Genomic DNA, 25,693 nt, shown 5'->3' on the forward strand with positions numbered 1-25,693 from the left:
CTCGGCGTCCGCTGTCGCACCGGCGTGCCACCATGTTGACGTGGTTGCGACAGCGGCGGCGCACGCTTTGTGGCGCTCAGGGGTGGGGTTGTCGCTGTGGTTCACCGACGCAGACGGCCAACCCTGCACCGGTCACGTGCCCGACGGGCTACCGGATCCGGTCGCCACGGCGGTGTCGGGACGGTCACTGCGGCGCACCATCACCGTTACCGGCCCCGGGCCCACCCGTCGCGACGTCTCATCGCTGACACTGGGCCCGGCCGCCTCCTGCGACCTGCTGCGGTCAGTAAACGATGACCCTGCCGTCGGTGGTGAATTACGTTATTACCGTTTCCTTTTGGAATCCACCGAGCGTTTCGTCAGCGCCGGGGCTGTTGCTCCGGCGGTGAATCGGGTCGCCGGCGAGTGGGCGGTGCGCTGGGCTCCGCTCACCACGGCGGGCTGGCGGGCCTGGCTCTCCACGGCCATCGCGTCCGCGCCCCCGGTGATCCTGGAGAACGGCGATTCCACCGCCATCATGGACTTCTGCGGCGAGATGACCGACCACCTGTGTCGCATCCGCTGCTCCGACATCGCTCCCAACTCAGTGCGGTCGAGCCTAGTCCGGGCCCTGCTGCCGGATATCGATTCACCGGAGATGTCGGCGGAACGGGCCGCGTCCGCGGCGGCTGCGTGGGCCAGCTGGGCCGATGGCCTCCGGCAGGGCGAATCCGCGCTGGTGCTCCGGCTGTGCGAGCCCGAAGAAGACGACAACGACGACTCCGACCAGGTGACCCGGTGGCGCCTGCAGGTGTGTCGTCGAACCATGGACCGCCCGGATCAACCCGTGGAGCTGCGCCGGCTGGATCCGCACCAGATCGATGAGATCACCACCGAGGTCGCCGGAGCCGTACGCGCCTTTCCCGACCTCAAGGCCGCCCACCACGACCACCACTCCCTGGATTTCCTGCTCTCCACCGACACGGTGCTGGCTCTGCTCGACGGCGGAGTCGCCGCGTTGGCGGACGCCGGGTTCGAGGTACTGCTCCCCCGGTCCATCGCCCATGTGAGGCCGACCCTGACGCTGCGGGGCAAGCCCGAGGGTGGGCCGCGTTCTCGCGCTGTCATGGTGGGGCTCGGTGAGATCCGGGACTTCCAATGGCAATTGGCCTTGGGCGACGACATTCTCGACGCCTCCGAACTCGAGGCACTGGCACGCCAAAAGGGTGATCTGGTCAGGATCCGCGGCAAGTGGGTGCGCGCCGACAACGCGGCCTTGTCGAGGTCGGCTGCGTTCATCCAGACCCAGCGGGCACTGGCCGAGTCCGGGCAGCCGGCCGACATGGGTGAACTCTTCAACCTCGTCACCGACGGAGATGACCGGCTGCCACTACCGGTCGGGCGGGTGGAAGGTCTGTCATGGCTCGACGACATCAAGCGCGGTGGACAATTGGCACCACCGCCGCTCGAGGCTCCCGCATCGTTGCGTGCCGAACTCAGGCCCTACCAACACCGTGGGATGGAGTGGCTGAGGCATCTGAGTTCGCTCGGCATCGGCGCGGTGCTCGCCGACGACATGGGACTGGGTAAAACCATTCAGGTGCTCGCCCTGATCTGCGGCGAGAAGACTCCAGATGATGTCGGTTCGCGCACAACGCTTTTGGTGTGCCCGATGTCGGTCGTCGGTAACTGGGAACGTGAGATCACCAAGTTCGCCCCCCACCTCACGGTGCTGGTCCATCACGGACCAGGACGCCTTACCAAGGGGCACTTCGAACCGGCCGCGGCGAAGGTGGATGTTGTCATCACGACGTTTGCGATCGCTTCTCGCGACCGCGCGCTGCTGGGCGCGGTGAAGTGGGACCGCCTCGTGGTGGACGAAGCCCAGCACATCAAGAACGTGAACACCGCACAGTCCAAAGCGGTGCGGGCGATGTCGGCTCGTCACCGTGTCGCCCTCACGGGCACCCCGGTGGAGAACCGGCTCGAAGATCTTCGTTCGGTCATCGACCTGGTCAATCCCGGACTGCTGGGCACCGCGTCGGTGTTCAAGAACCGCTACGCCGAACCCATTGAGCGCGAACGCGATCGCGATGCGGTACGCCGACTGTCAGCGGTCACCTCGCCGTTCATCTTGCGACGGGTCAAAACCGATCCGAGCGTGATCTCCGATCTACCGGAGAAGACGGAACTGACCGTTCGGGCGAACCTCACCGTCGAGCAGGCCGGGCTCTACCGCGCCGTCATCGACGACCTGATGGATGCACTCGGAAAGGGCGAGAGCGGGCAGCCCGGGAGTGAGCGACGCCGAACGGTGTTCGCAGCGCTGACCCGGCTGAAACAGATCTGCAACCATCCCGCGCACTACCTCGGCGACGGCTCCCCCATCCTCCGCCGGAACGAACACCGCTCGGGCAAGGTCGAATTGCTGGCGGACATGCTCGAGAACATCGTCGCCGACGGCGAGCGGGCCCTGGTCTTCACCCAATTCACCGCATTCGGCACCATGCTCGAACCATGGTTGTCCGACCGCCTGGGACATCCCCTGTCGTTCCTGCACGGAGGCCTCAGCCGCCCGGCCCGCGACAAACTGGTGGCCGAGTTCGGCGAGGCAGACGGGCCACCTGTGATGATCGCATCGCTCAAGGCCGGGGGCACCGGACTCAATCTCACCGCCGCCAATCATGTTGTGCACTTTGATCGCTGGTGGAATCCTGCCGTCGAGAATCAAGCCACCGATCGGGTGTACCGAATCGGCCAGGAGCGCCGTGTGGAGGTACGCAAGTTCGTCTGCGTCGGAACCTTGGAGGAGCGCATCGACCAGCTCATCTCCGACAAACGTGAGCTGTCGGAGCTGACCGTGGCCACCGGCGAGAACTGGCTCGCCGACACCGGCGACGATGAGCTCTATGAGCTGATGCGCCTGCACGACGAGGCGGTGAGCGAATGAGCCGCAAGAAGAAGGCGCCTGAACGCGGTTACGGCCTCACGCCGTGGTCCAAGGCTTTCCTGCTGGCCGTCGAGCCGACTGCCGAACAGCGAAAGATCGTCAAGGCGCGCAGCTACTTTCGGGACCGCAACGTCATCGACCTGGTGATGCGGTCGGGTCGGGTCAGCGCCCTGGTGCAGGGTAGCCAGCTCGACCCCTTCGAGGTGGAGATCAACACACTCGCAGCGGATCCGGCGATTGTCGTCTCCATGCTGCGGCATGAGGGCAAGACGGACGATCTCGTCGCCCTGACACGCGGCAAGCAGCCGCAGTTGCTCGGTTCGCTGGTGACCCCGACCGAGGCGTCTGATCTGCGAGTCGACTGCACCTGCCCCGACGACAGTGACCGCTGTATCCACGTGTTGTCGGTGTGTTTCGAGATCGCGGCGGCGATCGACAAAGAGCCCAGCACCCTGCTCACCGTGATGGGGGTTGAACTCGGCGTCTTGCTGGCCCACCTGCGGGACGCACCATCAGCCGATTCGGATGAGCCTGACGAAGCCCCTGCACCGCCGGCCGATATCGATTTCTACGGTGACGGGCGCCAGATGCCCGGACTGCCACATCCACCGCCGATCGACGTGTTGTCCGAATTGGACACCACTGCCCTCACGGCGGCTCTACGCCGATCGGGTTCGGCGGCGATGGATGTGGCGCAGGCAGTGGACGAGCTGGCCGACCTCTACGCCCGGATCATCCGCTGAGCGACTCTGTGGTGGAGCTCAGTTGAGAACCGACCTGATGACCTCGGAGACCGGGGTCGACTCCCGTCCGATGAGTGCCTGCAGATCGCCACTTGCCGTGTCCAGCTCGCCGCGCGAGATACCGGCGTCCGCGTCGGCGAGCATGGCAGCGACCGGATCCGGCAGGCCGGCCTGCTCCAGTGCAGCGGCGTAGTCGGTCTGCGGGAGGTCCTGGTAGGTCACTTCCGCGCCTGAGATCTCACTGATGGCCTTGGCGAACTCGGCATAGGTGAGGCGTTCGCCACCACCGAGTTCGTAGATCTTGCCGCCCTGATCGTCGAGCGTCAGGACTGCAGCAGCGGCGGCGGCGAAGTCGCCCCGGGTCGCGGCGGCGAGGCGACCTTCGCCCGCGGCGCCGTACAGTTTCCCCGTCTCGACCGCCTGGGGGATGGCTGCCGCATAGTTCTCCCAGTACCAACCGTTCCGCAGCAGCACGCTGGGCACCGACGACTCGGCGAGGTGGGCCTCGGTGGCCTGGTGCTCAGGGGCGAGGGAGATGTTGCTCCGGTCAGCGTTCAGCAGACTCGTGTACGCGATCAGCTGGACACCTGATTGTTCGGCCGCGTCGATCACGTTCTTGTGCTGAGCAACCCGTCGGCCGACCTCCGAGCCCGACACGAGAAGCAGTTTGTCCACTCCCGCCAGCGCCGCGCGTAGCGCCGCCGGATCGTTGTAGTCGGCAGATCGAACGTCGACGCCCTTGTCCTGCAGGGCTGTCGCCTTCGAGGCGTCTCGGACCACTGCGACGATCTCGGTCGATGGCACACCTCGATCGAGAAGGCTGTCGATGACAAGTGTTCCCAGTTGGCCGGTGGCACCGGTGACCGCTGTTGGCATTTCAAATCCTCCGTCTCCAAGCGCCGTTCTCGGCGCTACCGTTTCAGTATGCACTTACTTTTAGTAAGCGCAAGCCAATGAGTAACCATCCTGGTCACAGCTGGGTTATCGTGGAGCAATGGCCGACCAGGTGGACAACTCCCTCGAAGCAGACGTCTTCGCGCGCGACTGTTCATCCCGCGAGACACTCCAGGACGTCACCAGTCGTTGGGGGTTGCTGGTTCTTGCGGCGCTCGCCGAGGGCAGCTATCGATTCAGCGCACTCCGCCGACGAGTCGACGGAGTCAGTGAACGGATGCTGTCGCAGACACTGCAAAACCTCGAGCGCGACGGAATGCTCACTCGCACGGTGCTCGAGGCGATCCCGCCCAAGGTCGAATACGAGCTGACGCCGATGGGCCGGGAGATCGCCGAACGGCTGCACGGTCTGATCGAGCTTGTGCAGTCGAACATGGACGTGGTCTATGCCGCTCGCGCCGCCTACGACAACCAGTGATCGTCCCACCCGTCGGGAACTCCTGCGAGATTCACCGATCCCGACTCCCCGCCTGAGCTGCCGGTTATCCTCGAAGCGTAGCTAACCAGTTGCGATGGGCAGTGGGAGCAGAATGCAACGAGCGAAGATCGCCGGGGTGATCGCTGCTCTCGTGTTGACCCTGGGGACGGTGTTCGGGACCGGTCCGGTGGCGGCGAAGGATCCATTGCCCGTCGACTACAACTTCTTTGCCGGTATCCCCAGCGAGCTCACTCGGCCCGGCGGCTCCTTGCCCGGGTCCAACGACTGGAATTGCAAGCCGACTCCCGAGCATCCGCGGCCCGTCGTTCTTGTGCACGGTACGGGCGGGGGTGCCCAGACCAACTGGGGTACCTACGCGCCGCTCCTGGCGAACAACGGCTACTGCGTCTTCGCGTTGACCTATGGCGCCATCCCGTGGGCGCCGTGGCCGATCAGCGCACTCGGCGGCTTCGCATCCATCGACAAGAGTGCGGCCGAATTGGCCGCATTTGTCGACAGGGTGCGCGCATCGACCGGCGCGGCCAAGGTCGACATCGTGGGGCATTCGCAGGGCACGTTGATGCCCACCTACTGGATCAAGTTCCTGGGTGGAGCCGACAAGGTCGACAAGTACATCTCCCTGGCGCCGTTGTGGAACGGCACCAACGTCGCCGCGGCCGGCGAGATCGCTGCCTACTCCAAAGCGCTTGGGATAGACCAGGTTCAGCAGCAGACCATCGGGGCCATCTGCGCGGCGTGCCTGCAGATGACCAAGGGTTCGGACATGCTCAAGAAGCTGCAGCGTGATGGCCTCTATGACCCCGACATCACCTACACCAACATCATGACCCGCTTCGACGAACTCGTTGTTCCGTACACAAGCGGCGAGCTGCGAGCTGAGAACGCCACGAACATCGTTGTGCAAGATGGATGTTCACTGGACTACTCCGAGCACACCGGCATCGCGGGATCTCGCCGTGCGGCGCAGTTCGTCCTGAACGCACTGGACCCGGCACACCCGCAGGCAGTGGGATGCGAGTTCGTCCCACCCTTCACCGGCTGAGTGTCCGACCCAGGTCAGGTAGGAGTTCATCGTCGGTTGACAGGCGGGATGTCCCGTTGGACCAGCCGAACCCGATCGCGGCCGACCACACCGGGGAAGAAGTAGTACCCCTGAGGTGACTCGACCAAAGTATCGGCGTCCACGCCGCTCACTTCCCACACGTCAACAGGCCCACCGGTGTTGTTCATTCGAACGAACCAGTCACACTCGTACTCATTGGCAGCGAGGAAGCACCCTTCTTGCTCCGGCCGATCCGAACCGGCGATTCCTGGTGCGGCACCCATGAGGCGCCAGTCCAACCCGCTCCGAGAGATGGACGCACGATTCTTCGCGGACGTGACATGAAACCGAGTTGGGCACTCGCGCTCCGACGCTACTGATTGCATCCGGCCATTGTGCTGCTCCGAGAGCTGAAAGCTAAGTCATTTTCAGCGGGACGACCTCTCGCCTCCGCCTACATGCGACAGCAACTGGCGCTGCTCCCGCCGATTACTTCTGCGTTCCGGCACGGTCTCACTTCACAAGACCGAAAAACCGCCACGACCCCAGGAGCGCATCATGACCGCCATCGCCGACAACCCAGCCACCTCCGCCCAGACCACGGGCCCCATCAGCCGGAGGTCTCAGATCGCCGGCCGAGTGGTGACCGGACTCGTCAGCATCTTGCTGCTCGTCGACGCGATCTCGCACCTGGCCTTGCCGGAAGAGGTGACGAAGGCGTCGTACGAGCTCGGCTTCACCGACGGCGACATCGTTGCCATGGGCGTGGTGATGCTGGGGTGCCTTGCGTTGTACCTCTACCCGCGGACCGCGATTCTCGGTGCGGTACTTCTGACCGGGTACTTCGGCGGCGCGACCACATCTCACATGATTGACGAAAAGTCGCTCAGTGTAGGCATTTTCCTGCCTGTCGTGGTCGGCATCGCAGTGTGGGCCGGGCTGTGGCTGCGCAGCGCAACGGTTCGCTCGATCATGCCGTTGGTGCGCTGATCACAACGACGTCACCCGACACTTGGACCCGGTGAGATCACCTCACCGGGTCCACTGCGCTCACCGAATAACCGGTGGGCCAACGTATCGGGCGCTCGGCCGAATGATCTTGCGGTCCTCGGCCTGCTCGAGGATATTGGCGCACCACCCCACCATCCGGCTCACCGCGAACGTGGGGGTGAACATCTGTCGGGGCACTCCGCAACTGTCCATGACAACCCCGGCGTAGAACTCGACGTTCGCGTACAAAGGACGATCCGGGTAAGCCTCGGCCAACACCGCGACCACATCCTTCTCCACATCGATCGCGAACTCGGCCAGTGGGCCGCCGAGTCGGGATGCGATGTCGCGCAACAAGTCCGACCTAGGGTCATTGGTGCGGTAGACCGCGTGACCGAAACCCATGATGCGGCTACGCCCCGCCAGCTGGGCTTTGGCCCAGGCGGTCGCATCGCCTGTCTCGGCGATCTCGTCGAGCGCATCGAGTGCCCGATCCGGCGCGCCGCCGTGCAGGGGTCCGGAGAATGCGCCGAGCGCCCCACACACCGCGCTGAAGACATCGGCGCCGGTCGACGCGATCACCCGGGCGGTGAACGTCGATGCATTGAATCCGTGATCGACGGTGGCGATCAGGTACTGCTCGATCGCTCGTGCGCGCTCTGGCTCCGGTTCCTTGCCGGTCAATCCGTACAACCAGTTCTCTGCGGTCGACAGGTCGTCGCGCGGTGGCAGCGGATCCTCACCCGATCGAATCCTGTGCAAGGCGGCGAGAATGGTCGGCGTCATCGCCGTGGCGGCCAGCGCGTCGGCAATCCTTTGATCTGGACCCGCATCCCACAGCGGTACAACCGATGTGGTTGCCGCGGCCGCCGACAACACGGTACGTAGTCGCGCGAGCATCTGCCGCTCGTTGCCGGCCAGGGCGATCGTGCGTAACAGCGACGACAGTTCCGCTGGGATCGCGCGAAGGGCCCGCGTCGTGGCGACAAACGTGTCCAACTCGTCGGGGTCAGGAAGGCGACCGTAGACGAACAGGAACCACACTTCTTCAAACGTCTTCGTCCTGGCCAGGTCGATGGCCGAGTACTGGCGATACTGATAGAAGCCCTCGTCACCACGAACATCACCGATCGCGGTATCCGCGACCACCACGTTGCTCAACCCCGGCGGGGCGACCATCACCGACATGTGAATCTCCGATCCATAAGTGTGGTTGTCTGGCAATCACATTCGACCGACAGTTGCCATGTGTCAATGTTGATCGAATCAATGTGAAGGGACCTCGACGATGGCAGTTCGATCGACCGACCACGTGCCCCATCACCGTCGGAGGCGGCCCACACCGCTGCGACACGATGGACGCGACTACCTCACCACCGCGCAAGTCGCCCGGGTACTCGGCGTCAAAACACAAACCGTGTACGCCTACGTGAGCCGAGGGCTGTTGACCAGCGCTGCCGTCGACGGGGTCCGGGGCAGCGTGTTCGCCGTCGACGAGGTGGACGCATTGACCCGGCGTTCCGCCGGCCGACCTCCGGCCGGGGTCGTCGAACGCATCCGAACCCAGATCACACTGCTCGACGACGATCACCTCTACTACCGCGGACAGGATGCCGCCCGGCTCTCCACCTCGGTGGACTTCGAGGCAGTTGCTGCGTTGCTGTGGCAGAGCGAGCCCGAATGGGGTCGAAACATGCTGCCCCGCGGCGTGATCAAACAATTGAGAGCCCTCAGCAACCCCGCCGGCCGCCGTGTCGACATGGTCAGAATGGCCATCGACGTACTCGGTTCCCGGGACGACCTCCGCCACCAGCTCACCCACGATGTGGTGACCCGCAAGGCCGCCGGCATCCTCGACACGGTGGTCGATTGTCTACCTGTCGCCTCGGGTCAGGACGCAAACGGGCCATCACTCGCGGCGAGGCTGTGGCCCCGGCTCACCTCGATCCCGGCCAATCGCGGCCGTGTCCGCTTGCTGAACGCCGCGCTCGTCTTGCTGGCCGACCACGACCTGACTGCGAGCACGGTCGCGGCCAGGGTGGCCGCGAGCGCGCGCGGCAGCATCTATTCCGTGGTCACCGCGGGGCTCGGTGCGCTCGACGGGCCGTTGCACGGCGGTGCCGCCACCAGGGCGTCACGATTCCTGGCCGATGCTCTGGACAATCCTTCGGGTGCGTTGGCGCTGTGGTCGGGGCTAGACCAGGCCACGCCTGGATTCGGCCACGTGGTGTACCGGGACCACGATCCGCGCGCGGAGGCCCTGTTCGAGTTGATGGCCACCACCACCGGCGGCAACCGGAAAGTCATCCGAACCATCGAAGAGTTGCGCGGCATGGCCGGCCAGACCGATGCCGCGTTTCTCAATTCGGATATGGCACTGGCCGCGATCGCGGTCCGCTTCGACATGGCGCCCGACGCGGCAGAGACGATCTTCGCGATCGCGCGAATTGCAGGATGGGTTGCCCACGCCATCGAGGAGTACGAGGAGCCGAGACTGCGGTTCCGGCCGCAGGGTGTCTACGTCGGGGTGCGACCACCTGCCCAATGAGCAGACTGCGCGTCGTCGTTGCTGTCGCAGCGTTTCGATCGCCGCGCACCGGTTCGACCCGTTGCGCGGTGCACAAGACGGTGCGGGGGGAAATCCCCTTCGGTGTCAGTCCTGTGCGTCGAGGCGGGCAGCCACGTCTTCCGGAAATCCGCCGGTGGCAATGGGACTCCAGCGCGACGGGCTGATGCGGATCAGCGACTTGCCTTGCACACGCATCGCCTTGCGGTAATCGTCCCAGTCGGGGTGCTCACCCGAGATGCTGCGAAAGTAGTCGACAAGCGCATCTTCGGCCTCCGGCATGTCGAGCACCTCGGCGGTTCCGTCGATCTGAACCCAGGCGCCGTTCCACTCGTCGGACACCACGCACACGCTCACCGAACTGTTACGGCGGGCATTGGCCGTTTTGGCGCGGCCGGGGTATGTCGAGATGACGATGCGGCCTTCCTCGTCCACTCCTCCGGTGACCGGCGACAGCTGCGGACTGCCATCGGATCGGACCGTACTGAGCAGCATGTGGTGGCGCGGCCGGACAAAGTCCAGCAACGCTTCGCGTTCGACGTCTGTGGTGGTCGCAACTGTTCTGGCCATGGGTTGCAGTCTAGTCCTGCAGTCCGCTGCGCAGTTCTCGCTTGAGCAGCTTCCCACTCTGGTTCCGCGGCAGTTCATCCACGAACACAACACGTTTCGGCACTTTGAAGGGGGCGATCTGCTCTTTGACGTGCGCGATCAGGTCGTCGGGCGACACGTCGCCTGCGTCCGGACGCAGCACCACCACCGCGGTGATCGCCTCGATCCACTTCTCGTCCGGGGTACCGATCACTGCGACCTCCGCGACACCGGGATGGGTGTACACCGCATCTTCGACCTCACGGGATACCACCAGGATCCCACCGGTGTTGATGACGTCTTTGATCCGGTCGACCACCGTGATGTAGCCCTGCGCATCACGGGTGACCAGGTCACCGGAATGGAACCAGCCATCCCGGAACGCCTCCTCGGTGGCCGCGGGATTGTCCCAATAGCCTTGGCACAGTTGCGGAGAGCGGTACAGCACCTCGCCGGGGGTGCCGTCGGCGACGTCGTTGCCGTCGGTGTCCACCACTCGCGTCTCGACGAAGAACACAGCTCGGCCACACGATGCCGGCCGGTCTGCGTGCTCCTCGGGTTGCAGAACCGTTGCCAGCGGGCCGATTTCGGACTGACCGAAGCAGTTGTAGAAGGCGATGTCGGGGTAGCGTTCGCGTAGCCGGTTCAGCACGGTGACCGGCATGATGGAGGCACCGTACTGGGCCTTACGCAGGGTCGAGAGATCGCGGGTGTCGAGATCGGGATGACCGGCGAGCGGAACCCACACGGTCGGCGCCAGGAACAGCGACCCGATCTTCTCGGCTTCGATGCGCCGCAGGATCTCCGGGATGTCCGGTGTCTCCATGAGGCTGATCGTGGCGCCCACCGACAGGTACGGAAGCATGAACACGTGCATGCCCGCCGAGTGGTACAGCGGCATGCAGATGAGCGGATTGTCCGACTCGGTGAAAGCGAGCGCAATCACCGAAGACACGTATTCGTCGACCATGGCGCCGTGGGTCATCATCGCGCCCTTGGGTTTCGACGTGGTCCCCGAGGTGTAGAGCAACTGCACGAGGCTGGTCTCGTCAACCGGGTCGTCGATGTCCGGGATGTCTCCCGAACTGCAGCGCTCCAGTAGCGAATCCGTGTCGTCACGCAGCGCGATGATGTGCTCGACTCCCAGCGATTCGGCGACGGGCGTGAGGCCGGGCCGGAGAGCCGGGTCCACCAGCACCGCCCGACTTCCCGACTGGCCGACGAGGTATTCGAGCTCGCCACCCTTCAGCGCGTAGTTGACAGGTACATGGACCAGTCCGGCGCGGGCACAGGCCAAGAACCCGATGAGGTAGGCGTCGGAGTTGGTGCCGTACGCCGCGACCCGGTCACCTCCGCTCAGGCCGATCGACCTGAGGTGCCCCGCGGCCCTGCTGACAGCGGCATCAAGGTCGCGATAGGACCACGAGCGATCGGCGAACCGGAGTGCGATGCGATCAGGGAACTTGGCCGCGCTCCGCCGCAGGATGCCGTCGACGGTACTGGCACGAAACATTGTGCTCATGGGAACAAACTTTATAGGAAGTCCAAGTATCTCGACCGCACATCTGCCGTGAGAAGCTGGGCGCCATGACCGTCTCATCCACTCTGATCCGCGGTGCGCGATTGGTTCCGGTCGGCCGATCAGCCCCCACAGATCTTCCCGTCGACATCCGGATCGACGACGGAATGGTGACCGAGATCGCTGCCGGGCTTCGCCCAACCGGCGTGGAGACGGTGATCGACGCAGACGGCCGCTGGGCCATCCCCGGACTCTGGGACCAGCACGCTCACCTGACCTGGTGGGCCCAAAGCCGTTCCAAACTGGACGTATCCGGCACTTCAGGTCCTGGCGACGTGCTGCGTATCGTCGCCGACCACGTGGCGTCACTGCCCCACCCCTGGCGGTCCGGCGCGATCGTCGGCTACGGATTCCGAACGGCCACCTGGCCCGAACAGCCAACCGCTGCCATGCTCGACACCGTCAGCGGATCCCACCCGGTCATCTTGGCCAGCGGCGACGGCCACACCGGCTGGCTGAACACCAAAGCTCTTGCCCTTCTGGGGGTTCCACATCGCGACGGGCCACTTCTCGAGTCCGAGTGGTTCGACCTGCAACATCAGGTCAGCGCCCTGACCGCCGCATCAGAGAACATCGACGACCTGCTGCGCGCGACCATCTCGGACGCAGCGAGCAAAGGTGTTGTCGGGGTCGTCGACTTCGAGATGGCTGCGGGCTACCTGGAGTGGCCGGAGCGATTTGCCCGCGGAATCGACCAGATCCGCATCCGGCCGGTCACGTACCCCGACAGACTCGACGAGGTCCTGGCGGCAGGTCTGCGAACGGGCAGCGAACTCGCCGACGGACGCGGACTGCTGACCATGGGTCCGTTGAAGATCTTCTCGGACGGGTCGCTCAACACCCGCACCGCGTTCTGCTGCGAGCCCTATACCGACACCGAACACCACACACTCGGCCACCAGGCCTACGACCATCAGTCTCTCGTAGATTTGCTCTCCCGTGGACACCGCGGCGGTATGGACATCGCATTGCACGCCATCGGTGATGCTGCGGTGGACCAGGCACTGAGCGCATTCGAGGCAACCGGCGCGCGCGGCGGCATCGAACACGTGCAGCTCATCCGCCACGGCGACATCCATCGGATGCGGGCCCTGGGCGTGCGGGCGAGTGTGCAGCCGGCCCATCTGCTCGACGACCGGGAGGTGGCCCGGCAATGCTGGTCCGACCGCACCGACCGTTGTTTCGCCCTTCGTTCGATGCTGCGGGGCGGTGTCACACTCGCGCTCGGCTCCGATGCGCCGGTTGCCCCGCTCGATCCGAGAATCGCGATGGCGGCAGCCGTCGATCGGGGCGCCGACGCGACAATCGCGCCGTGGAATCCCGATGAGGCGCTCACCCCGGCGCAAGCCCTTTCGGCCAGTACGGATGGGCAGACCACGGTGGCGGTGGGCAGTCGGGGCGATGTGGTGCTGCTCGACGACAATCCGATCGCATCAGGCTCCTCGACACAGATGGGCGCCCGTCTGCGCGCACTCGGAGTCGCCGCGACCGTTGTCCGCGGCCGGCCCGTGCACCTGGCCCTGTGACTGCGGGCGCGACGGCACGACTTGGGCCAAACCTCTCGTTACGGTAGGTTTGCGGGCGTCCCGGCCACGTCTGCCGGCCACCACACCGACTGCCCCACATCAGCTCGAAAGGACGCGCGTGCCCAGCACGAACTCCGTCACCCATTCTCAGAACCCGCCGGCGACGGTGCGCGCGCTCGTGCGTTCACCACGCGATCTCCGGCGGGAGGTCCTGGCAGGTCTGGTGGTTGCGCTCGCGCTCATCCCCGAGGCCATCTCGTTCTCGATCATCGCCGGGGTCGACCCGCGTGTAGGGCTGTTCGCGTCGTTCACCATGGCCGTCACCATCGCCGTGGTCGGAGGCCGGCCCGCGATGATCTCCGCGGCCACCGGCGCTGTTGCGCTTGTCGTGGCGCCGGTCGTCGACGACTACGGACTCGACTACCTCATCGCCACGGTCATCCTCGCCGGCATCTTCCAGATCGCGCTCAGCGTGATCGGTATCGCCAAGTTGATGCGCTTCATCCCCCGCAGCGTGATGACCGGGTTCGTCAACGCGTTGGCCATTCTCATCTTCGGAGCGCAACTGCCGCATCTCATCGGCGACGATATCCCCTGGCTCGTCTATCCCCTGGTGGCAACGGGTTTGGCGATCATCGTGCTGTTGCCCCGGATCACCACTGCCATCCCCTCGCCACTTGTGGCGATCGTGGGTTTGACGGTGGTGGTCACCGCGTTCGGCTGGGATGTCCCCTCGGTGGAAGACGAAGGCGCATTGCCCGATTCGCTACCGTCACTGCTGATCCCCGACGTGCCGTTCACGATGCACACCCTGTCGGTCATCGCGCCCTACGCACTGGCGATGGCCCTCGTGGGCCTGATGGAGTCGCTCATGACAGCCAAGCTGGTCGACGACATCACCGACACACATTCCGACAAGACCCGCGAAGGGTGGGGCCAAGGAGTGGCCAACGTCGTCACCGGATTCTTCGGCGGCATGGGTGGCTGCGCGATGATCGGTCAGACGATGATCAACGTCAAGCAATCGGGCGCCCGCACCAGACTGTCGACGTTCCTCGCCGGATTCTTCCTGTTGATCCTTGTTGTGGTTCTCGGCGACATCGTCGGTGTCATCCCGATGGCCGCCCTGGTCGCCGTGATGATCATGGTGTCGGTCGGTACATTCGACTGGCACAGCGTCCATCCCCGAACCCTGCGGGTGATGCCGTTCCCGGAAACTCTTGTCATGCTGGTCACCGTTGTCGCAACGGTTCTCACCAGCAATCTCGCGGTCGGCGTTGTTCTCGGCGTCCTCACCGCGATGGTGCTGTTCGCCCGCCGGGTCGCACATCTCACCACGGTCACGCCGGTCACCGAAAACGACCCCACGAGTGCAGATTCCGCCGAGGTGCGTCGCTACCGGGTCACCGGACAGTTGTTCTTCGCGTCGAGCAACGACCTCGTCTATCAATTCGACTATGCGGGCGATCCCGAGAGGGTCATCATCGACCTGACCGATGCCGACGTCTGGGATGCGTCGACGGTCGCCAGTCTCGATGCCGTACTCGGCAAGTACCGCGCGCGTGGCAAGCAGGCCACGATTGTCGGGCTGGAGGGCGCCGGGCTCGAGCGCCTCGAACGGTTGTCGGGCCGACTCGGCGCACCGGGCTGATGGCCGGCGACCGCATGAAGGTGGGTGAGGTTGCCGACCGGCTCGGGCTGTCGGTCCGGACGCTTCGTCACTACGAAGACATCGATCTGGTGGCGCCGACAGCCCGCACCGAAGGCAATTTCCGGCTCTACACCGAAGACGATGTGCGACGTCTGCTGATCATCCGGCGGATGAAACCACTGGGCTACAGCCTCGACGAGATGCGCATGTTCTTACGGGCCGTGGATGCACTGCACGGTTCCGAGGGGCCAGATCCCGCTGCCCGCAGCGTCATCGACGAGGTGAGAGCTGACGCCCGAAACCGCTACGAACGCCTGCTCACCCACGTCGAGTACGCCACCGAGTTCATCGGCATACTCGACGACCTCGACTGACGACGGACCTCCTCAGTCCTCCAGTTTGAACCCGACCTTCAGGGTGACCTGAAAGTGCGCGAGCTCTCCGTTCTCCACGTGTCCTCGGGTCTCGATCACCTCGAACCAATCCACGTTGCGCAGCGACTTGTTGGCCCGGGCTATCGCGGTCTTGATCGCATCGTCGGTACTCGTTGTCGACGACCCGACGATCTCGGTGACGCGGTAGACGTTGTCGCTCATGCGAATCTCCATTCTCGTTCTGCTCGGCGAGGGGTTCTGATCTCTCGCCCAACCCACGTTAGGCGATCGCGGCGTCGCACGACATCGATCTCGACGTCGGCCGCCGTTGCCCCGTGCGATCGGACTCCTGCCGTTACCATCACGCCATGGGCTTGCCCGTCCCGCGTCGACTGCGCTCGCTGCCTGCCGCCGCGCGTTCGCGCGACCACGGTTTCGATGCGTTGCGGAGGGCGGTGCGCACCGCGATCATCGTCCCGATCGTGGCTGCGATCGCCGTCCATGTCGGCGGCCCCCAGACTCCGTTGTTCGCCATCTTCGGCACCATTGCACTACTGGTGCTGGTCGACTTCCCGGGCAACCGCACTCGACGTGCCGTCAGCTTCGCCGGCCTCGCCGCGGTCGGATACGTATTCATCACCGTCGGAACGATTCTGGCGACGCCTGCTTGGGTCGGCGTGGTCTCGATGCTGGTGGTCGGGGTGGTGGTGTCCTACCTGGCCATTCTCAGTTCCAGCTTTGCCGCGGGCCAGCGTGCCGCCCTCCTCGCATTTGTCCTGCCGGTGGCAGTTCCCGATGTCGGCCCGATCTCTGACCGACTACTGGGTTGGACTCTGGCCCTGGTGTTTTGTATCCCGGCCGCGCTGTACCTCCTGCCCCCGGATCATCACGATGCGCTGCGCCGCCGGGCCCGGGAAGTCTGCGAGGTTCTTGCCGAACACATCGCCATGAGCCACAACGACACCGCGTCCACCGCGCGAGTCATGGACGCGATGAACAACCTGCGTCAGGCGTACCTGGGTACCGACAGCCGACCCACCGGGCTCACGGCCGGCAGTCGAGCTCTGGCGCGCGTGGTGGACGACCTCGAATGGCTTGCCGCTCAGACCACGCACGGCCAGACCCGCTTACCCGAAGATGTCCGAGACCCTGCCTCGGCGGTCCTTCGTCATTGCGTCCATGTGCTCGGCGAAGGCAGGTCATCAGGAGACGATGACGTGTACCGGCAACAACTCGTCTCCACGGCAACGGACCTGACCTCGGTGTTGCGAAACCGGTTCGGTCACAACGTCGAACAGATCGTGGCCGAGCCGAGCGAGTCCGAGGCGGAGGCAACTGGCGCACGACTGCTCACGGTTCACACCGTCGGCACAACAGTGGCTCTCGTCGGGCGGACGATCGCGTGGTCGTCTGCTGCCGATGCGCGGCCGATGATCGCCAAGGTGCTGGGCAGGCAGTTGCCACCGACCGGCGCAGCCGATCTCGTACTGTCCGAACTCGAGGCCACCCGAAAAGCCGCGTCCCCGGTTGTCATCGCCCGGTCGGTGATCGCCCGCAACGCCCTTCGCACCGGTGTGGGCCTCGCTGCAGCAGTGGCCCTCATTCAGATGGTGCCGGTGCAGCACGGGTTCTGGGTGGTGCTGGGCGCGATGTCGGTTCTGCGCAGCAGTGCCCTCACGACAGGCTCGAAAGTTGTACGGGCAGTTGCGGGAACCACCGCGGGGTTTGTCATCGGCGGGGCCATCGTCGTCGTGTTGGGTACCAACGCCACCCTGTTGTGGATTCTGCTTCCCTTTGCAGCTTTCGGTGCCGCCTACATTCCCAAGGTCTTCTCCTTTGCGGCCGGCCAAGCCGCGTTCACGGTGCTGGTGATCACCATGTTCAACATTCTCAAACCCAGCGGTTGGCACGTGGGCCTGATCCGCGTGGAGGACGTTGCCATCGGATGTGCAGTGGCAGTGGTGGTCTCGTTTCTTCTCTGGCCCCGAGGTGTCGCAGCGACAGCACGTGCTGCCATCGACGGCGCAACTGGACAGTATTTGCAGTACCTCGATGTCGTGGTGGGCCGGGTACTCCGCGGCACCGAACCCTCGGTGAACGCCGACGTCGACAAACACCGCAACCTGAGTGTCATCGCTTATCGCACCGCCGATGACGCAGCACGCCAATATCTTTCAGAAAGTGGCGGTCCCACCGACGAGCGAACGCCCATGCTCCGAGCTTTCGGGCACGCCACCCGCCTCCGCGTGGTGGCCGACTCGATCGCAGATCTCCCGCTGCCGCCCCACCCTGGCGGCCTCCCGCGACTTGGGGCGGTGGTCAGGCGCCACACCGACGAGATCCGGACCGGCCACACCACGCACACGGACGTCCGAGTCGGGATCGCCGCGGATGCCGTGTCGGCTCTGCGCGCGGACACCGTAGATCTCCCACTCGACATGGCCACTGCGCGACCACTGATCGGCACGTGTGCGTATCTCGGCGAACTCGAGCTGATGTACGGCGCTGCTGAACCGTCCACGCCGTCCCCGCTGAGCCGACCGGGCACTTAGCCGCCTGTCCGACGAACGGTCGACTCCGAGCGGCTCATGCGCGGAAAATCGGTTGCCCCGCGCCATCGGAACCGCCGACACTGTCCTGGCCTGCACAAACACTGTCGAGCGATCGCTTGGCAGGATATTTGCCAATACTGTCAATTCAGACACTGTTGGCGCGATGTATTCGAACGGATAGTTGCTGCCATGGACATCTTGGTGATCTTGGGGCCGGCCGTGGTTGCCGGATTGATTGCGACGTATCAAAATCGCACGTCGCCGCGGGCATCTTTCGACGCCGGATCTGGGATGAGCCGGGCCCGCAACGAGCTCGAACTCGACCTGCTCGATCGAGGCAGCAAGGGGCGCAATGTCGGCTGAGGCGGTCTGGCGGGCTGCGCGGTGGACTCGATCCGCATAGGTCGGAATCCACAGTGGACAAGATGCGCAAACGATCGAACACTGATCTTGTGGTCAAGTAACGATCGATGAGCGAGAGGCCCGGTATGACAACTCCAGACATCAACCCGTCGGTGCCACCCAGCGGTTCCGGTTGCGTCGAATGCGACCAGACGGGTAGCTGGTGGTTCCATCTACGCCGGTGCGCAACCTGCGGTCACGTTGGCTGCTGCGATGATTCGCTGTCCCGGCATGCCTCACACCATGCCGCCGACACGGGTCATGCTGTCATCCAGTCGTTCGAACCCGGTGAGGATTGGTTCTGGAATTACGCCACCAATGACTACTACCGCGGCCCCGAACTCGCTCCGCCGCACGCACACCCCGTCGATCAGCCGACGCCGGGTCCGAGTGATCGCGTCCCGGCCGACTGGCTGAGCCGGCTGAAGAACCGGACCGACTGAACAGGTTTGGACTCTTGTGGCTGCCCGGAACGGTGGCGGCACGATGTCTCGGGCCCGTAGCCTTCACATCACCATCGATGTGGAAGGGGCACCATGGCTTCGGAGTTCGACCTCCTGACCGAGAACGCTGCCGAACTGGACATCGACCTCGCTCGCATCCCCGCGGTGACCCGCATCGATACCGATGTGGACGGCAACGTGGTCAGCAGCCTGCAGTGGACCGCCGAGTCCCCCCGCATCGTTTTCCTCCATGGTGGCGGGCAGAATGCCCACACCTGGGACAGCGTGATCCTGGCCTTGGGCCTGCCGGCGCTCGCCGTCGATCTGCCGGGGCACGGCCACTCCGGCTGGCGAGAAGACCACGATTACCGTCCGCAACCGAATGCCGTCGCCGTCGCTCCGGTCATCCGTGACCTCGCCCCCGACGCCGACTTGGTTGTCGGTATGTCGTTAGGCGGGCTCACCACCATCGCCATCACCGCACTCGAGCCCAGCCTCATCCGACGGGCCCTGATCGTCGACGTGAGCCCCGAATCGCCAAAACGGGTCGAGCAACTGAGCGGAGCCGATCGAGGCACGGTCGCGCTGGTCAGTGGGCCCGACACCTACGGTAGCCGCGACGAATTGATCGAGCTCACCGCCGCAGCCGCACCCGGACGCAGCACGTCGTCGATCCGTCGCGGGGTCATCCACAACACCCGCGAACTCGACGACGGCCGCGTGCAGTGGCGCTACGACAAGATGCGCGAGAGCATCGAACCCGGTCCACTCTGGGATGCTCTGTCCGCCAGCGCCATTCCCTTCACACTGGTCCGCGGCGGTGCGTCGGCTTTTGTCACAGACGACGATGTTGCCGAGATCGTCCGTCGACGGCCGGGCACCGAGGTCATCTCGGTACCCGGAGCGGGACACTCGGTGCAGAGTGATGCCCCGCTGGAGTTGGCCGCGATCATCCGGTCGACGCTGGGCTTGTGATCGCAGGCCGTTTGCCTCGGTTACTTCGATGAACACAGCCCGAGGACTGCGGAACAGTTCGACGATCAAACACTGAGCTACGGGCTCAGTCGCGGGATACTCTTTGCGCACTCTGTTGTTTTCACGTGGATGTTCGTTCGATCATCGAGTCAGACTGCTTGTCAGGTGCCCCGGCACCGACGGAGGGAGCCACCCTTGACGGCCACAGTGACATCGGAAGCGCCACCACGCGCCAAGGTTGTGCTGGGCACCCTGATACTCGTCGCCGGGGTGGCCAACATCAACCTTGCGGTCGCCAACGTCGCACTCCCCGACATCGGTAAAGCCTTCGACGCGGGTGCCACCGGGCTGAACCTTGTGGCAGTGGGATATTCGCTGGGATTGGCCGCCTCCGTGCTGTACTTTGGCGCACTCGGCGACCGGCACGGCCGCAAACGGATGCTCGTCTTCGGCATGTTGTTGTCGATCCCTGCCTCGCTGGTGGCCGGCTTCGCGCCCTCGATCGAGGTACTGTTCGCTGCGCGTCTGGTGGGCGGAATCGCTGCCGGACTGGCTTTTCCGACGACGCTGGCGGTCATCACCGCCCTCTGGTCGGGTCCGAGTCGCACGCGTGCCATCGCCGCATGGTCGGCGCTGGGTGGCGCCATCTCCTCACTGGGGCCGATCGTTTCAGGTGCGCTACTCGAGGTGTTCAGCTGGCACTCGGTGTTCCTGGTGACCCTCCCATTGGCCGTGGTGGCTCTGGTGGCCGCGATTTTCCTCGTGCCATCCGATTCCGGCGATGCGTCCGAGTCGGTGGACAACCTCGGAGGCGTGCTCTCCATCGTCTTCGTGGGCGCAATGATCTTGGCCCTCAACTTCATCCCGATGTCGGGCGCCGGAACGGCTGTGGGTGTGCTGGCCGCGATCTCCCTCGCCGCCGGTATCGCATTCTTCGTGCGGCAACGTCATGCCGCCACACCGTTGTTCGACCTCGCGATCGCCAGCCGCCGGACCTTCTGGGTCGCGGCGTTCGGTGGTGTGGTCGTGTTCGGCACGCTGATGGGCGTCATGTTCATCGGCCAGCAGTATCTGCAGAACGTGCTGGAGTACTCGACGTTGGAGGCCGGCACCACCATCGTTCCCGCCGCGATCGGAATGGTGCTCTTCGCGCCGTTGTCCGCCCGGATGGTCGAGGCGCGTGGTTCACGCATCACCCTGCTGGTCGGATTCGCGTTCATCCTCGCCGGTCTTGTTGCGGCGTTGACGATGTGGACCGAGGATGCGCACTACTGGCAGATCGCGGCCGCGTACGGGTTGGTCGGCATCGGTGTCGGTTTCGCCGGCACGCCGGCATCGCGGTCTCTGACCGGATCAGTGCCACGCTCGCGCGCAGGTATGGCGTCCAGCATGTCCGACCTGCAGCGCGATCTCGGTGGGGCCATCATGCAGTCCATCCTGGGTGCAATCCTGACTGCCGGATACGCACGCGACTTCTCCAAGTCGATCTCGGATTCACCCGATGCATCCAAGGTCACCGACGAGACCGAAGCTGCACTGACCAAATCATTTTCGAGTGCCGAGGTGCTGGCCGAGCGTTACCCCGAGTACGGCAAAGAGATCATTTCCGGCGCCCGGGATGCGTTTGTTCACGGCGACCACCTCGCCTACGCCGCGGCGATCGCGGTTGTGCTCGGCGGCGCCCTGGTTGTGTTCTTCGGTTATCCCAAGGTCGATGACGAACGCCGGCTCATGAAAGAGTATGCGCGCGAGGGGTCTTAGCTTTCCTTCTTGTTTCGCCAGATCCTCTCGAACGGCAGGCGCCATGCGTGGGGCGCGATGAGTTGATGGATCGCGTTCGGCCCCCAGGATCCCTGGTCGTAACTGCGCACCGGCGGCGGATTCTCGAGCAACGGCGCCGATACCTCCCACAGACGTTCGATGCCTTCAGCGGTTGTGTAGAGCGTCCGATCGCCTTTCATCGCGTCGAGGATCAATCGCTCGTACGCCTCGAGCACAAGCCCCACCTGGTCGGTTTCCTGCATGGCGAACTGCAGACTGAGCTTGTCGAGTTTCATACCCGGCCCTGGTCGCTTGCCGTAGAACGACAGCGACACCTTGAACGCGTCGGCCAGATCAAACGTGAGGTGGTCCGGACCTTGCTGTCCCACACCGGACCCCGGCGGAAACATGCTCTTGGGTGGCTCGTGGAAGGCAATGGAGATGATGCGCTGGCCTTCGCCGAGGCTCTTGCCCGTGCGTAGGTAGAACGGCACGCCGGCCCAGCGCCAGTTGTCGATCTCGGCCTTCAGCGCCACAAACGTCTCGGTCTCGGATTCCGGCGCCACGCCGGGCTCGTCGCGGTATCCGGCATACTGGCCGCGCACCACGTTGCGTGGATCGAGCGGTCGCATGGATCGGAAGACCTTGTTCTTCTCTTCGCCGATCGGTCCCGGTGCCAGAGCCGTGGGTGGTTCCATCGCAACGAACGCCAGGATCTGAAAAAGGTGTGTCACAACCATGTCCCGAAACGCGCCTGTCGACTCGTAGAAGTGGGAGCGACCCTCCAGTGACAGCTTCTCTGGCACATCGATCTGGATGTAGTCGATGAAGTTGCGGTTCCAGATCGGTTCGAACAAACCGTTGGCGAACCGGAAGGCCAAGATGTTCTGCGCGGACTCCTTGCCGAGGAAGTGGTCGATCCGAAAGACCTGCTCTTCCTTGAACCATCGGTGGATTGAGGCGTTGAGAGCCACTGCACTCTCGTGGTCGGTACCGAAGGGCTTTTCCATGATGACGCGGGACCGCTTGACGAGATCGGCCGCGTGCAGCATCTCCAGCACTGCCATCGCCGCCTTCGGCGGAACACTGAGGTAGTGCAACATGCGCGCTTCGCTGCCGAGCGCATCGAGTTGCACGCGGACGCCGGCCGCGAGCGCCTCAGCCCCGTCGCCCTGCGGCACGTAGGTCAGGTGCTGGGCGAACTCGGCGGCAGCCTCAGGCGTGAACATCCTGCTGGAGAACTCACTGCAGGCCTTGATCGCGACCTCGCGGAACCCCTCGGTGTCGAAGTCGTCGAGCGATGTACCGACGATTCGCAACTCGGGTGCAAGCTTCGACAGGAACAGGTGGAACAGCCCCGGCAACAGCTTTCGCCGGGCGAGGTCACCTGTGGCGCCGAACAGTACAACGACGTGGGGGGCGAGGTCCCGCTTCTCTTTGCTGCCGCGGGCCTCGATCAGTTCGGTCACACCAGTGATGGTCCCACCTCGGGCGCATTTGGGCGCGTCAACTGTCAGTTGGGCCGGAGGAGCATCGAAGTGAGTGAGCCGCGCCGGTCTCGGCGCGCTTTAGTCCTCCAGGTATCCGGTATTGGGGTCGATCGAGCTGAGAAAGTCTCGGATCGAGCTGCGGTAGTGACCGAGTGTGTCCCGTTGCGGTGGTGGTCGACGTTTGGTTGCTTGGTCTGCTGGGACTTGCGCGGTCATGGGCGCGCTTTCCGAGAACCCGTAGCCAGGGTTGGGCCCGTTGTCCCAGGTGTAGTCGTGCCCACCGTCGCGTTCGGTCACGGTGAAGGTTTGGCCGTCGACGGTGAGGGTGATCGGCAGTTGCGGGACGGTGTCGTCGGGTGCCGCAGGGTCCATCACAACCGGTGGACCAGCGTTCGATGATGTGATGACCGGACGCAATTCGGAGGTGCTGGAAGATCCCGTGTCAGTGTTGCTGGTGGTGCAGGCGGCGAGCATGCATGCCGCAACGGTGAGCGCGGCGATACCTGCTGTTCTCATGTGTTCCCCTGATGACGTGGCTGCGAGAATTATGCAGCATTGCCTCTCCAGAGTTACGAACGAGACGCATCCTCTGCGCAAACCGGCAAACGAAGCGCGATGGCGGTGGCCGGCTGAGCGACTCCCTGACGAGCACCGTTCGAGCACTGATGATTCCGCTGTCGCTGAGTGTCTCCAGCATTCCGCCCGCTACGAGCCGGCTCGGTAGGTCTCCGTCACCACGGGGAATCAAACAGTCTGCGGGCCAATTGGTTACGTCGGCGACAGACTGCGGTCCGCCGGGGCAGACGTAGACACACATTAGGCACGTGCTGCGGCCAGGCCTACGGCGGCGTAGGTCGCGGTGAGAGCGATCATGAGAGCAACAGGTCGGCGCGAACTCGGTTGTTCGAACGCCTGACGGATTCCCGCGGTGGTGTCGGAGATGTCGATGGCAAGCGATAGCTTGGCCCACCGCGCCTGCTCGTGTGGAGTGGCGGTGAGGTAGCCGGTTCCCATTGCAACTGCTCGGGCGCCATACACGCGCGTCATGTATGACAGTTCGTCGGTGGGGCTTACAACTCCTACGGCGGTGGCGAACGCTCGTGGCGCGACCAGAGACGTCACGCCGAGAATGATCCGTCCGGCGGCAAGGGCTTTCATCATCCATGGCGCGTGCATGATTCCTCCTGCTGGTGCCGGTTTTTGACGAGGCTTGTTTGTGTTTTCACGCGTTCGCAGGCCTGTGCACTGCACGCCATGCTTTCGTCTGGTTGAGCAATTGTGTGGTTGACGCCGGCCGGTTTCGCACATGTGTAGTTCCGTCAGTGGCGATGAGTGCAACGTCGCTGGGTAGTCGTCGAGCCAGGCGACGTACCAAGCGACTCGGACTCTGCCCGTTCATACCGGCGATGATGGTCGGACTTTGATACCGCTCGGCGGTGCTGAGCAGCACGCGGACGGGATCGCCGGGGAGGTAGAGCGCGGCCAGGGGTCGCAGACCGGCTACAACTGCCACCTCCGTACTTCTGCGGAGGACCTCATCGACTGTTGCCCGGTCGGTGAGCAGGTATGCCTCGGCCTTCAAAGCGTCGTGCAATCGGGTCGGGCGCGGAGGTGGGGAGGGCGCTCTGATCGCGCACACGAGAATCACGTCCGCGGGCCCATTCGTCAACCGGCCTGCTGCTGCAATTGCTCGAATCGATGCTTCGGAACCGTTGCAGCCGAGAACAATCGGCCCGCCCTGACGGGTTGTCGTGTGGGCCACGAGCTGGCCTCGGTGGAAGCGGGACAGCATCTTGTCAGCCATGGTCAATCGCCTCACAGTGTCAGTGGTCCTGGATATGCGTGCAGCCCGAGGGGGCGCCGTTGGTGGGCGATGCCTCGCGGGCCGCCGTGCTGATTCGACTCTTACATAAGTTTTAGAAGTACACAAGTAACAAATCGAAGTCTCCACTTTTGTTATCACTACCCTGAGGTACGGTGGTGGGCATGGTGCGACGTAGCTACGACCAGTTCTGCGGGCTTTCCCGTGCGCTCGATGTGGTCGGCGAGCGGTGGACGTTGCTGATCGTGCGCGAGCTGATGTCGGGGCCGAAGCGGTACTCCGACCTCTCGGACGCGCTGACCGGCATCGGCACCAGCTTGTTGGCGTCGCGGCTCAAACAACTCGAGGCCGACGGGATTGTCCGGCGGCGGTACCTGAGCCCGCCTGCCGCTTCGACCGTCTATGAACTGACCGACCCAGGCCAAGACCTCGCTGACGCGATGGTGCCGCTGGCATTGTGGGGGGCTCGACATCACACCAGCGAAGATCCAAAGTCTGATGAGAGTTTTCACGCGGAGTGGTCACTGCTGTTCCTCGCGCGCATGCTCGACAAGGAATCACTTCGAGGAGTGACTGCGAGATACGAGTTCAACGTCGGTAATAGCGTTGCGACACTACAACTTCAAGACGGGTCTTCCCGAGTCCAAGCGGGGTCGCCCGAAACGCCTGCAGACGCGGTCATTTGGACGGAGCCCCCGACAATGGCTGCCATCGCCGGCAATCGAATGACCGTGACCGAGGCCATCGAAAACGGTCTCGTCAAGATCGATGGTGACCCTGACGCTTTGCAATCACTCCTCGAGATGCTGGAGGCCAGCCTCGCGCAAAGGTCGGGTTCCTGATCGGATCCGTCAGGCGCGGTCGATC

General features: G+C 64.3%; 25 protein-coding genes. 15 read left to right on the forward strand and 10 right to left on the reverse strand.

Annotated features, from left to right (window positions below):
• The first annotated feature begins 40 nt into the window (after nucleotides 1–40).
• On the forward strand, nucleotides 41–2,929 hold the full coding sequence (locus KXR83_RS00275; protein WP_437423063.1) for a DEAD/DEAH box helicase: 2,889 nt from the start codon (nucleotides 41–43) through the stop codon (nucleotides 2,927–2,929).
• Complete coding sequence (locus KXR83_RS00280) at nucleotides 2,926–3,672, forward strand: hypothetical protein (RefSeq protein ID WP_437423064.1); 747 nt, start codon at nucleotides 2,926–2,928, stop codon at nucleotides 3,670–3,672. Before KXR83_RS00275 ends, KXR83_RS00280 begins: the two co-directional genes overlap by 4 nt.
• Nucleotides 3,673–3,690: 18 nt before the next feature.
• Here the strand turns inward: KXR83_RS00280 and KXR83_RS00285 are convergent, their stop codons facing one another.
• Complete coding sequence (locus tag KXR83_RS00285) at nucleotides 3,691–4,548, reverse strand: SDR family oxidoreductase (protein ID WP_437423065.1); 858 nt, start codon at nucleotides 4,546–4,548, stop codon at nucleotides 3,691–3,693.
• 118 nt (nucleotides 4,549–4,666) lie between these two features.
• Between KXR83_RS00285 and KXR83_RS00290 the strand changes: the two genes are divergently transcribed.
• Together KXR83_RS00290 and KXR83_RS00295 are read left to right on the forward strand one after the other, a co-directional pair.
• A complete protein-coding gene (locus KXR83_RS00290; RefSeq protein WP_437423066.1) occupies nucleotides 4,667–5,044 on the forward strand; it encodes a winged helix-turn-helix transcriptional regulator in 378 nt (125 codons plus the stop codon).
• Nucleotides 5,045–5,156: 112 nt separating this feature from the next.
• Entirely contained in the window at nucleotides 5,157–6,107 is a 951-nt protein-coding gene (locus KXR83_RS00295) for an esterase/lipase family protein (RefSeq protein WP_243404426.1), read from the forward strand.
• A gap of 26 nt (nucleotides 6,108–6,133) precedes the next feature.
• On the opposite strand, the gene KXR83_RS00300 is transcribed toward KXR83_RS00295, so the two are convergent.
• Complete coding sequence (locus tag KXR83_RS00300) at nucleotides 6,134–6,295, reverse strand: hypothetical protein (RefSeq protein ID WP_245968898.1); 162 nt, start codon at nucleotides 6,293–6,295, stop codon at nucleotides 6,134–6,136.
• 370 nt (nucleotides 6,296–6,665) lie between these two features.
• On the opposite strand from KXR83_RS00300, the gene KXR83_RS00305 reads away from it, so the two are divergent.
• Complete coding sequence (locus KXR83_RS00305; protein ID WP_437423067.1) at nucleotides 6,666–7,097, forward strand: DoxX family protein; 432 nt, start codon at nucleotides 6,666–6,668, stop codon at nucleotides 7,095–7,097.
• A 60-nt stretch (nucleotides 7,098–7,157) separates the two neighbouring features.
• On the opposite strand, the gene KXR83_RS00310 is transcribed toward KXR83_RS00305, so the two are convergent.
• Nucleotides 7,158–8,285: a citrate/2-methylcitrate synthase gene (locus tag KXR83_RS00310; protein WP_437423068.1), complete on the reverse strand. Its 1,128-nt coding sequence runs from the start codon at nucleotides 8,283–8,285 to the stop codon at nucleotides 7,158–7,160.
• A 100-nt stretch (nucleotides 8,286–8,385) separates the two neighbouring features.
• On the opposite strand from KXR83_RS00310, the gene KXR83_RS00315 reads away from it, so the two are divergent.
• Nucleotides 8,386–9,645: a citrate synthase gene (locus tag KXR83_RS00315; RefSeq protein WP_437423069.1), complete on the forward strand. Its 1,260-nt coding sequence runs from the start codon at nucleotides 8,386–8,388 to the stop codon at nucleotides 9,643–9,645.
• A gap of 105 nt (nucleotides 9,646–9,750) precedes the next feature.
• Here the strand turns inward: KXR83_RS00315 and KXR83_RS00320 are convergent, their stop codons facing one another.
• Together KXR83_RS00320 and KXR83_RS00325 are read right to left on the reverse strand one after the other, a co-directional pair.
• Nucleotides 9,751–10,233, reverse strand: coding sequence for a PPOX class F420-dependent oxidoreductase (locus tag KXR83_RS00320; RefSeq protein ID WP_437423070.1), 483 nt, complete (start codon nucleotides 10,231–10,233; stop codon nucleotides 9,751–9,753).
• Nucleotides 10,234–10,243: 10 nt separating this feature from the next.
• Nucleotides 10,244–11,773: an acyl-CoA synthetase gene (locus KXR83_RS00325; RefSeq protein WP_437423071.1), complete on the reverse strand. Its 1,530-nt coding sequence runs from the start codon at nucleotides 11,771–11,773 to the stop codon at nucleotides 10,244–10,246.
• A 65-nt stretch (nucleotides 11,774–11,838) separates the two neighbouring features.
• Between KXR83_RS00325 and KXR83_RS00330 the strand changes: the two genes are divergently transcribed.
• From KXR83_RS00330 to KXR83_RS00340, 3 genes are all read left to right on the forward strand, one after another.
• Nucleotides 11,839–13,356, forward strand: a complete 1,518-nt coding sequence (locus KXR83_RS00330; protein ID WP_437423072.1) for an amidohydrolase — start codon at nucleotides 11,839–11,841, stop codon at nucleotides 13,354–13,356.
• Nucleotides 13,357–13,474: 118 nt separating this feature from the next.
• A complete protein-coding gene (locus KXR83_RS00335; RefSeq protein WP_437423073.1) occupies nucleotides 13,475–15,007 on the forward strand; it encodes a SulP family inorganic anion transporter in 1,533 nt (510 codons plus the stop codon).
• Nucleotides 15,007–15,381: a MerR family transcriptional regulator gene (locus KXR83_RS00340; protein ID WP_437423074.1), complete on the forward strand. Its 375-nt coding sequence runs from the start codon at nucleotides 15,007–15,009 to the stop codon at nucleotides 15,379–15,381. The genes KXR83_RS00335 and KXR83_RS00340 overlap by 1 nt, the downstream gene beginning before the upstream one ends.
• A gap of 12 nt (nucleotides 15,382–15,393) precedes the next feature.
• On the opposite strand, the gene KXR83_RS00345 is transcribed toward KXR83_RS00340, so the two are convergent.
• Nucleotides 15,394–15,603: a dodecin gene (locus KXR83_RS00345; protein ID WP_062797488.1), complete on the reverse strand. Its 210-nt coding sequence runs from the start codon at nucleotides 15,601–15,603 to the stop codon at nucleotides 15,394–15,396.
• Between the two features lie 146 nt (nucleotides 15,604–15,749).
• Between KXR83_RS00345 and KXR83_RS00350 the strand changes: the two genes are divergently transcribed.
• The 5 genes from KXR83_RS00350 to KXR83_RS00370 all read left to right on the forward strand — a co-directional run bounded on the left by KXR83_RS00350 (nucleotide 15,750) and on the right by KXR83_RS00370 (nucleotide 21,514).
• Entirely contained in the window at nucleotides 15,750–17,933 is a 2,184-nt protein-coding gene (locus KXR83_RS00350; protein ID WP_437423075.1) for an FUSC family protein, read from the forward strand.
• A gap of 189 nt (nucleotides 17,934–18,122) precedes the next feature.
• Nucleotides 18,123–18,296 carry a hypothetical protein gene (locus KXR83_RS00355; RefSeq protein ID WP_437423076.1) on the forward strand — a complete coding sequence of 58 codons (174 nt, stop codon included), beginning with the start codon at nucleotides 18,123–18,125 and terminating at the stop codon, nucleotides 18,294–18,296.
• A gap of 125 nt (nucleotides 18,297–18,421) precedes the next feature.
• Nucleotides 18,422–18,778, forward strand: coding sequence for a UBP-type zinc finger domain-containing protein (locus KXR83_RS00360; protein WP_437423077.1), 357 nt, complete (start codon nucleotides 18,422–18,424; stop codon nucleotides 18,776–18,778).
• Between the two features lie 93 nt (nucleotides 18,779–18,871).
• Complete coding sequence (locus KXR83_RS00365) at nucleotides 18,872–19,753, forward strand: alpha/beta fold hydrolase (RefSeq protein WP_437423078.1); 882 nt, start codon at nucleotides 18,872–18,874, stop codon at nucleotides 19,751–19,753.
• 195 nt (nucleotides 19,754–19,948) lie between these two features.
• Entirely contained in the window at nucleotides 19,949–21,514 is a 1,566-nt protein-coding gene (locus tag KXR83_RS00370) for an MFS transporter (RefSeq protein ID WP_437423079.1), read from the forward strand.
• Here the strand turns inward: KXR83_RS00370 and zwf are convergent.
• From zwf to KXR83_RS00390, 4 genes are all read right to left on the reverse strand, one after another.
• Complete coding sequence (gene zwf / locus KXR83_RS00375; protein ID WP_317712449.1) at nucleotides 21,511–22,983, reverse strand: glucose-6-phosphate dehydrogenase; 1,473 nt, start codon at nucleotides 22,981–22,983, stop codon at nucleotides 21,511–21,513. The genes KXR83_RS00370 and zwf overlap by 4 nt on opposite strands.
• 99 nt (nucleotides 22,984–23,082) lie before the next feature.
• Nucleotides 23,083–23,520, reverse strand: coding sequence for a hypothetical protein (locus tag KXR83_RS00380; RefSeq protein ID WP_437423080.1), 438 nt, complete (start codon nucleotides 23,518–23,520; stop codon nucleotides 23,083–23,085).
• Between the two features lie 300 nt (nucleotides 23,521–23,820).
• Nucleotides 23,821–24,180 (reverse strand): hypothetical protein, encoded by a 360-nt coding sequence (locus KXR83_RS00385; RefSeq protein ID WP_437423081.1) that lies wholly within the window; start codon nucleotides 24,178–24,180, stop codon nucleotides 23,821–23,823.
• Between the two features lie 46 nt (nucleotides 24,181–24,226).
• Nucleotides 24,227–24,808, reverse strand: coding sequence for a universal stress protein (locus KXR83_RS00390; protein WP_437423082.1), 582 nt, complete (start codon nucleotides 24,806–24,808; stop codon nucleotides 24,227–24,229).
• A 182-nt stretch (nucleotides 24,809–24,990) separates the two neighbouring features.
• Here KXR83_RS00390 and KXR83_RS00395 point away from each other — a divergent pair, with 182 nt between their 5' ends.
• Nucleotides 24,991–25,668 carry a winged helix-turn-helix transcriptional regulator gene (locus tag KXR83_RS00395; RefSeq protein ID WP_437423083.1) on the forward strand — a complete coding sequence of 226 codons (678 nt, stop codon included), beginning with the start codon at nucleotides 24,991–24,993 and terminating at the stop codon, nucleotides 25,666–25,668.
• The last annotated feature ends 25 nt before the right edge of the window (nucleotides 25,669–25,693 follow it).

It is taken from the genome of Williamsia muralis (assembly GCF_051487485.1).
Classification (GTDB): Bacteria; Actinomycetota; Actinomycetes; order Mycobacteriales; family Mycobacteriaceae; genus Williamsia; species Williamsia muralis_B.

Excerpts from the sequence above, each read along its gene's own strand:
- KXR83_RS00280 (WP_437423064.1), top strand. The coding sequence starts at position 2,926 with ATGAGCCGCAAGAAGAAGGCGCCTGAACGCGGTTACGGCCTCACGCCG.
- KXR83_RS00285 (WP_437423065.1), bottom strand. The coding sequence starts at position 4,548 with ATGCCAACAGCGGTCACCGGTGCCACCGGCCAACTGGGAACACTTGTC.
- KXR83_RS00290 (WP_437423066.1), top strand. The coding sequence starts at position 4,667 with ATGGCCGACCAGGTGGACAACTCCCTCGAAGCAGACGTCTTCGCGCGC.
- KXR83_RS00295 (WP_243404426.1), top strand. The coding sequence starts at position 5,157 with ATGCAACGAGCGAAGATCGCCGGGGTGATCGCTGCTCTCGTGTTGACC.
- KXR83_RS00300 (WP_245968898.1), bottom strand. The coding sequence starts at position 6,295 with ATGAACAACACCGGTGGGCCTGTTGACGTGTGGGAAGTGAGCGGCGTG.
- KXR83_RS00305 (WP_437423067.1), top strand. The coding sequence starts at position 6,666 with ATGACCGCCATCGCCGACAACCCAGCCACCTCCGCCCAGACCACGGGC.
- KXR83_RS00310 (WP_437423068.1), bottom strand. The coding sequence starts at position 8,285 with ATGTCGGTGATGGTCGCCCCGCCGGGGTTGAGCAACGTGGTGGTCGCG.
- KXR83_RS00315 (WP_437423069.1), top strand. The coding sequence starts at position 8,386 with ATGGCAGTTCGATCGACCGACCACGTGCCCCATCACCGTCGGAGGCGG.
- KXR83_RS00320 (WP_437423070.1), bottom strand. The coding sequence starts at position 10,233 with ATGGCCAGAACAGTTGCGACCACCACAGACGTCGAACGCGAAGCGTTG.
- KXR83_RS00325 (WP_437423071.1), bottom strand. The coding sequence starts at position 11,773 with ATGAGCACAATGTTTCGTGCCAGTACCGTCGACGGCATCCTGCGGCGG.
- KXR83_RS00330 (WP_437423072.1), top strand. The coding sequence starts at position 11,839 with ATGACCGTCTCATCCACTCTGATCCGCGGTGCGCGATTGGTTCCGGTC.
- KXR83_RS00340 (WP_437423074.1), top strand. The coding sequence starts at position 15,007 with ATGGCCGGCGACCGCATGAAGGTGGGTGAGGTTGCCGACCGGCTCGGG.
- KXR83_RS00345 (WP_062797488.1), bottom strand. The coding sequence starts at position 15,603 with ATGAGCGACAACGTCTACCGCGTCACCGAGATCGTCGGGTCGTCGACA.
- KXR83_RS00350 (WP_437423075.1), top strand. The coding sequence starts at position 15,750 with ATGGGCTTGCCCGTCCCGCGTCGACTGCGCTCGCTGCCTGCCGCCGCG.
- KXR83_RS00355 (WP_437423076.1), top strand. The coding sequence starts at position 18,123 with ATGGACATCTTGGTGATCTTGGGGCCGGCCGTGGTTGCCGGATTGATT.
- KXR83_RS00360 (WP_437423077.1), top strand. The coding sequence starts at position 18,422 with ATGACAACTCCAGACATCAACCCGTCGGTGCCACCCAGCGGTTCCGGT.
- KXR83_RS00365 (WP_437423078.1), top strand. The coding sequence starts at position 18,872 with ATGGCTTCGGAGTTCGACCTCCTGACCGAGAACGCTGCCGAACTGGAC.
- KXR83_RS00380 (WP_437423080.1), bottom strand. The coding sequence starts at position 23,520 with ATGAGAACAGCAGGTATCGCCGCGCTCACCGTTGCGGCATGCATGCTC.
- KXR83_RS00385 (WP_437423081.1), bottom strand. The coding sequence starts at position 24,180 with ATGCACGCGCCATGGATGATGAAAGCCCTTGCCGCCGGACGGATCATT.
- KXR83_RS00390 (WP_437423082.1), bottom strand. The coding sequence starts at position 24,808 with ATGGCTGACAAGATGCTGTCCCGCTTCCACCGAGGCCAGCTCGTGGCC.
- KXR83_RS00395 (WP_437423083.1), top strand. The coding sequence starts at position 24,991 with ATGGTGCGACGTAGCTACGACCAGTTCTGCGGGCTTTCCCGTGCGCTC.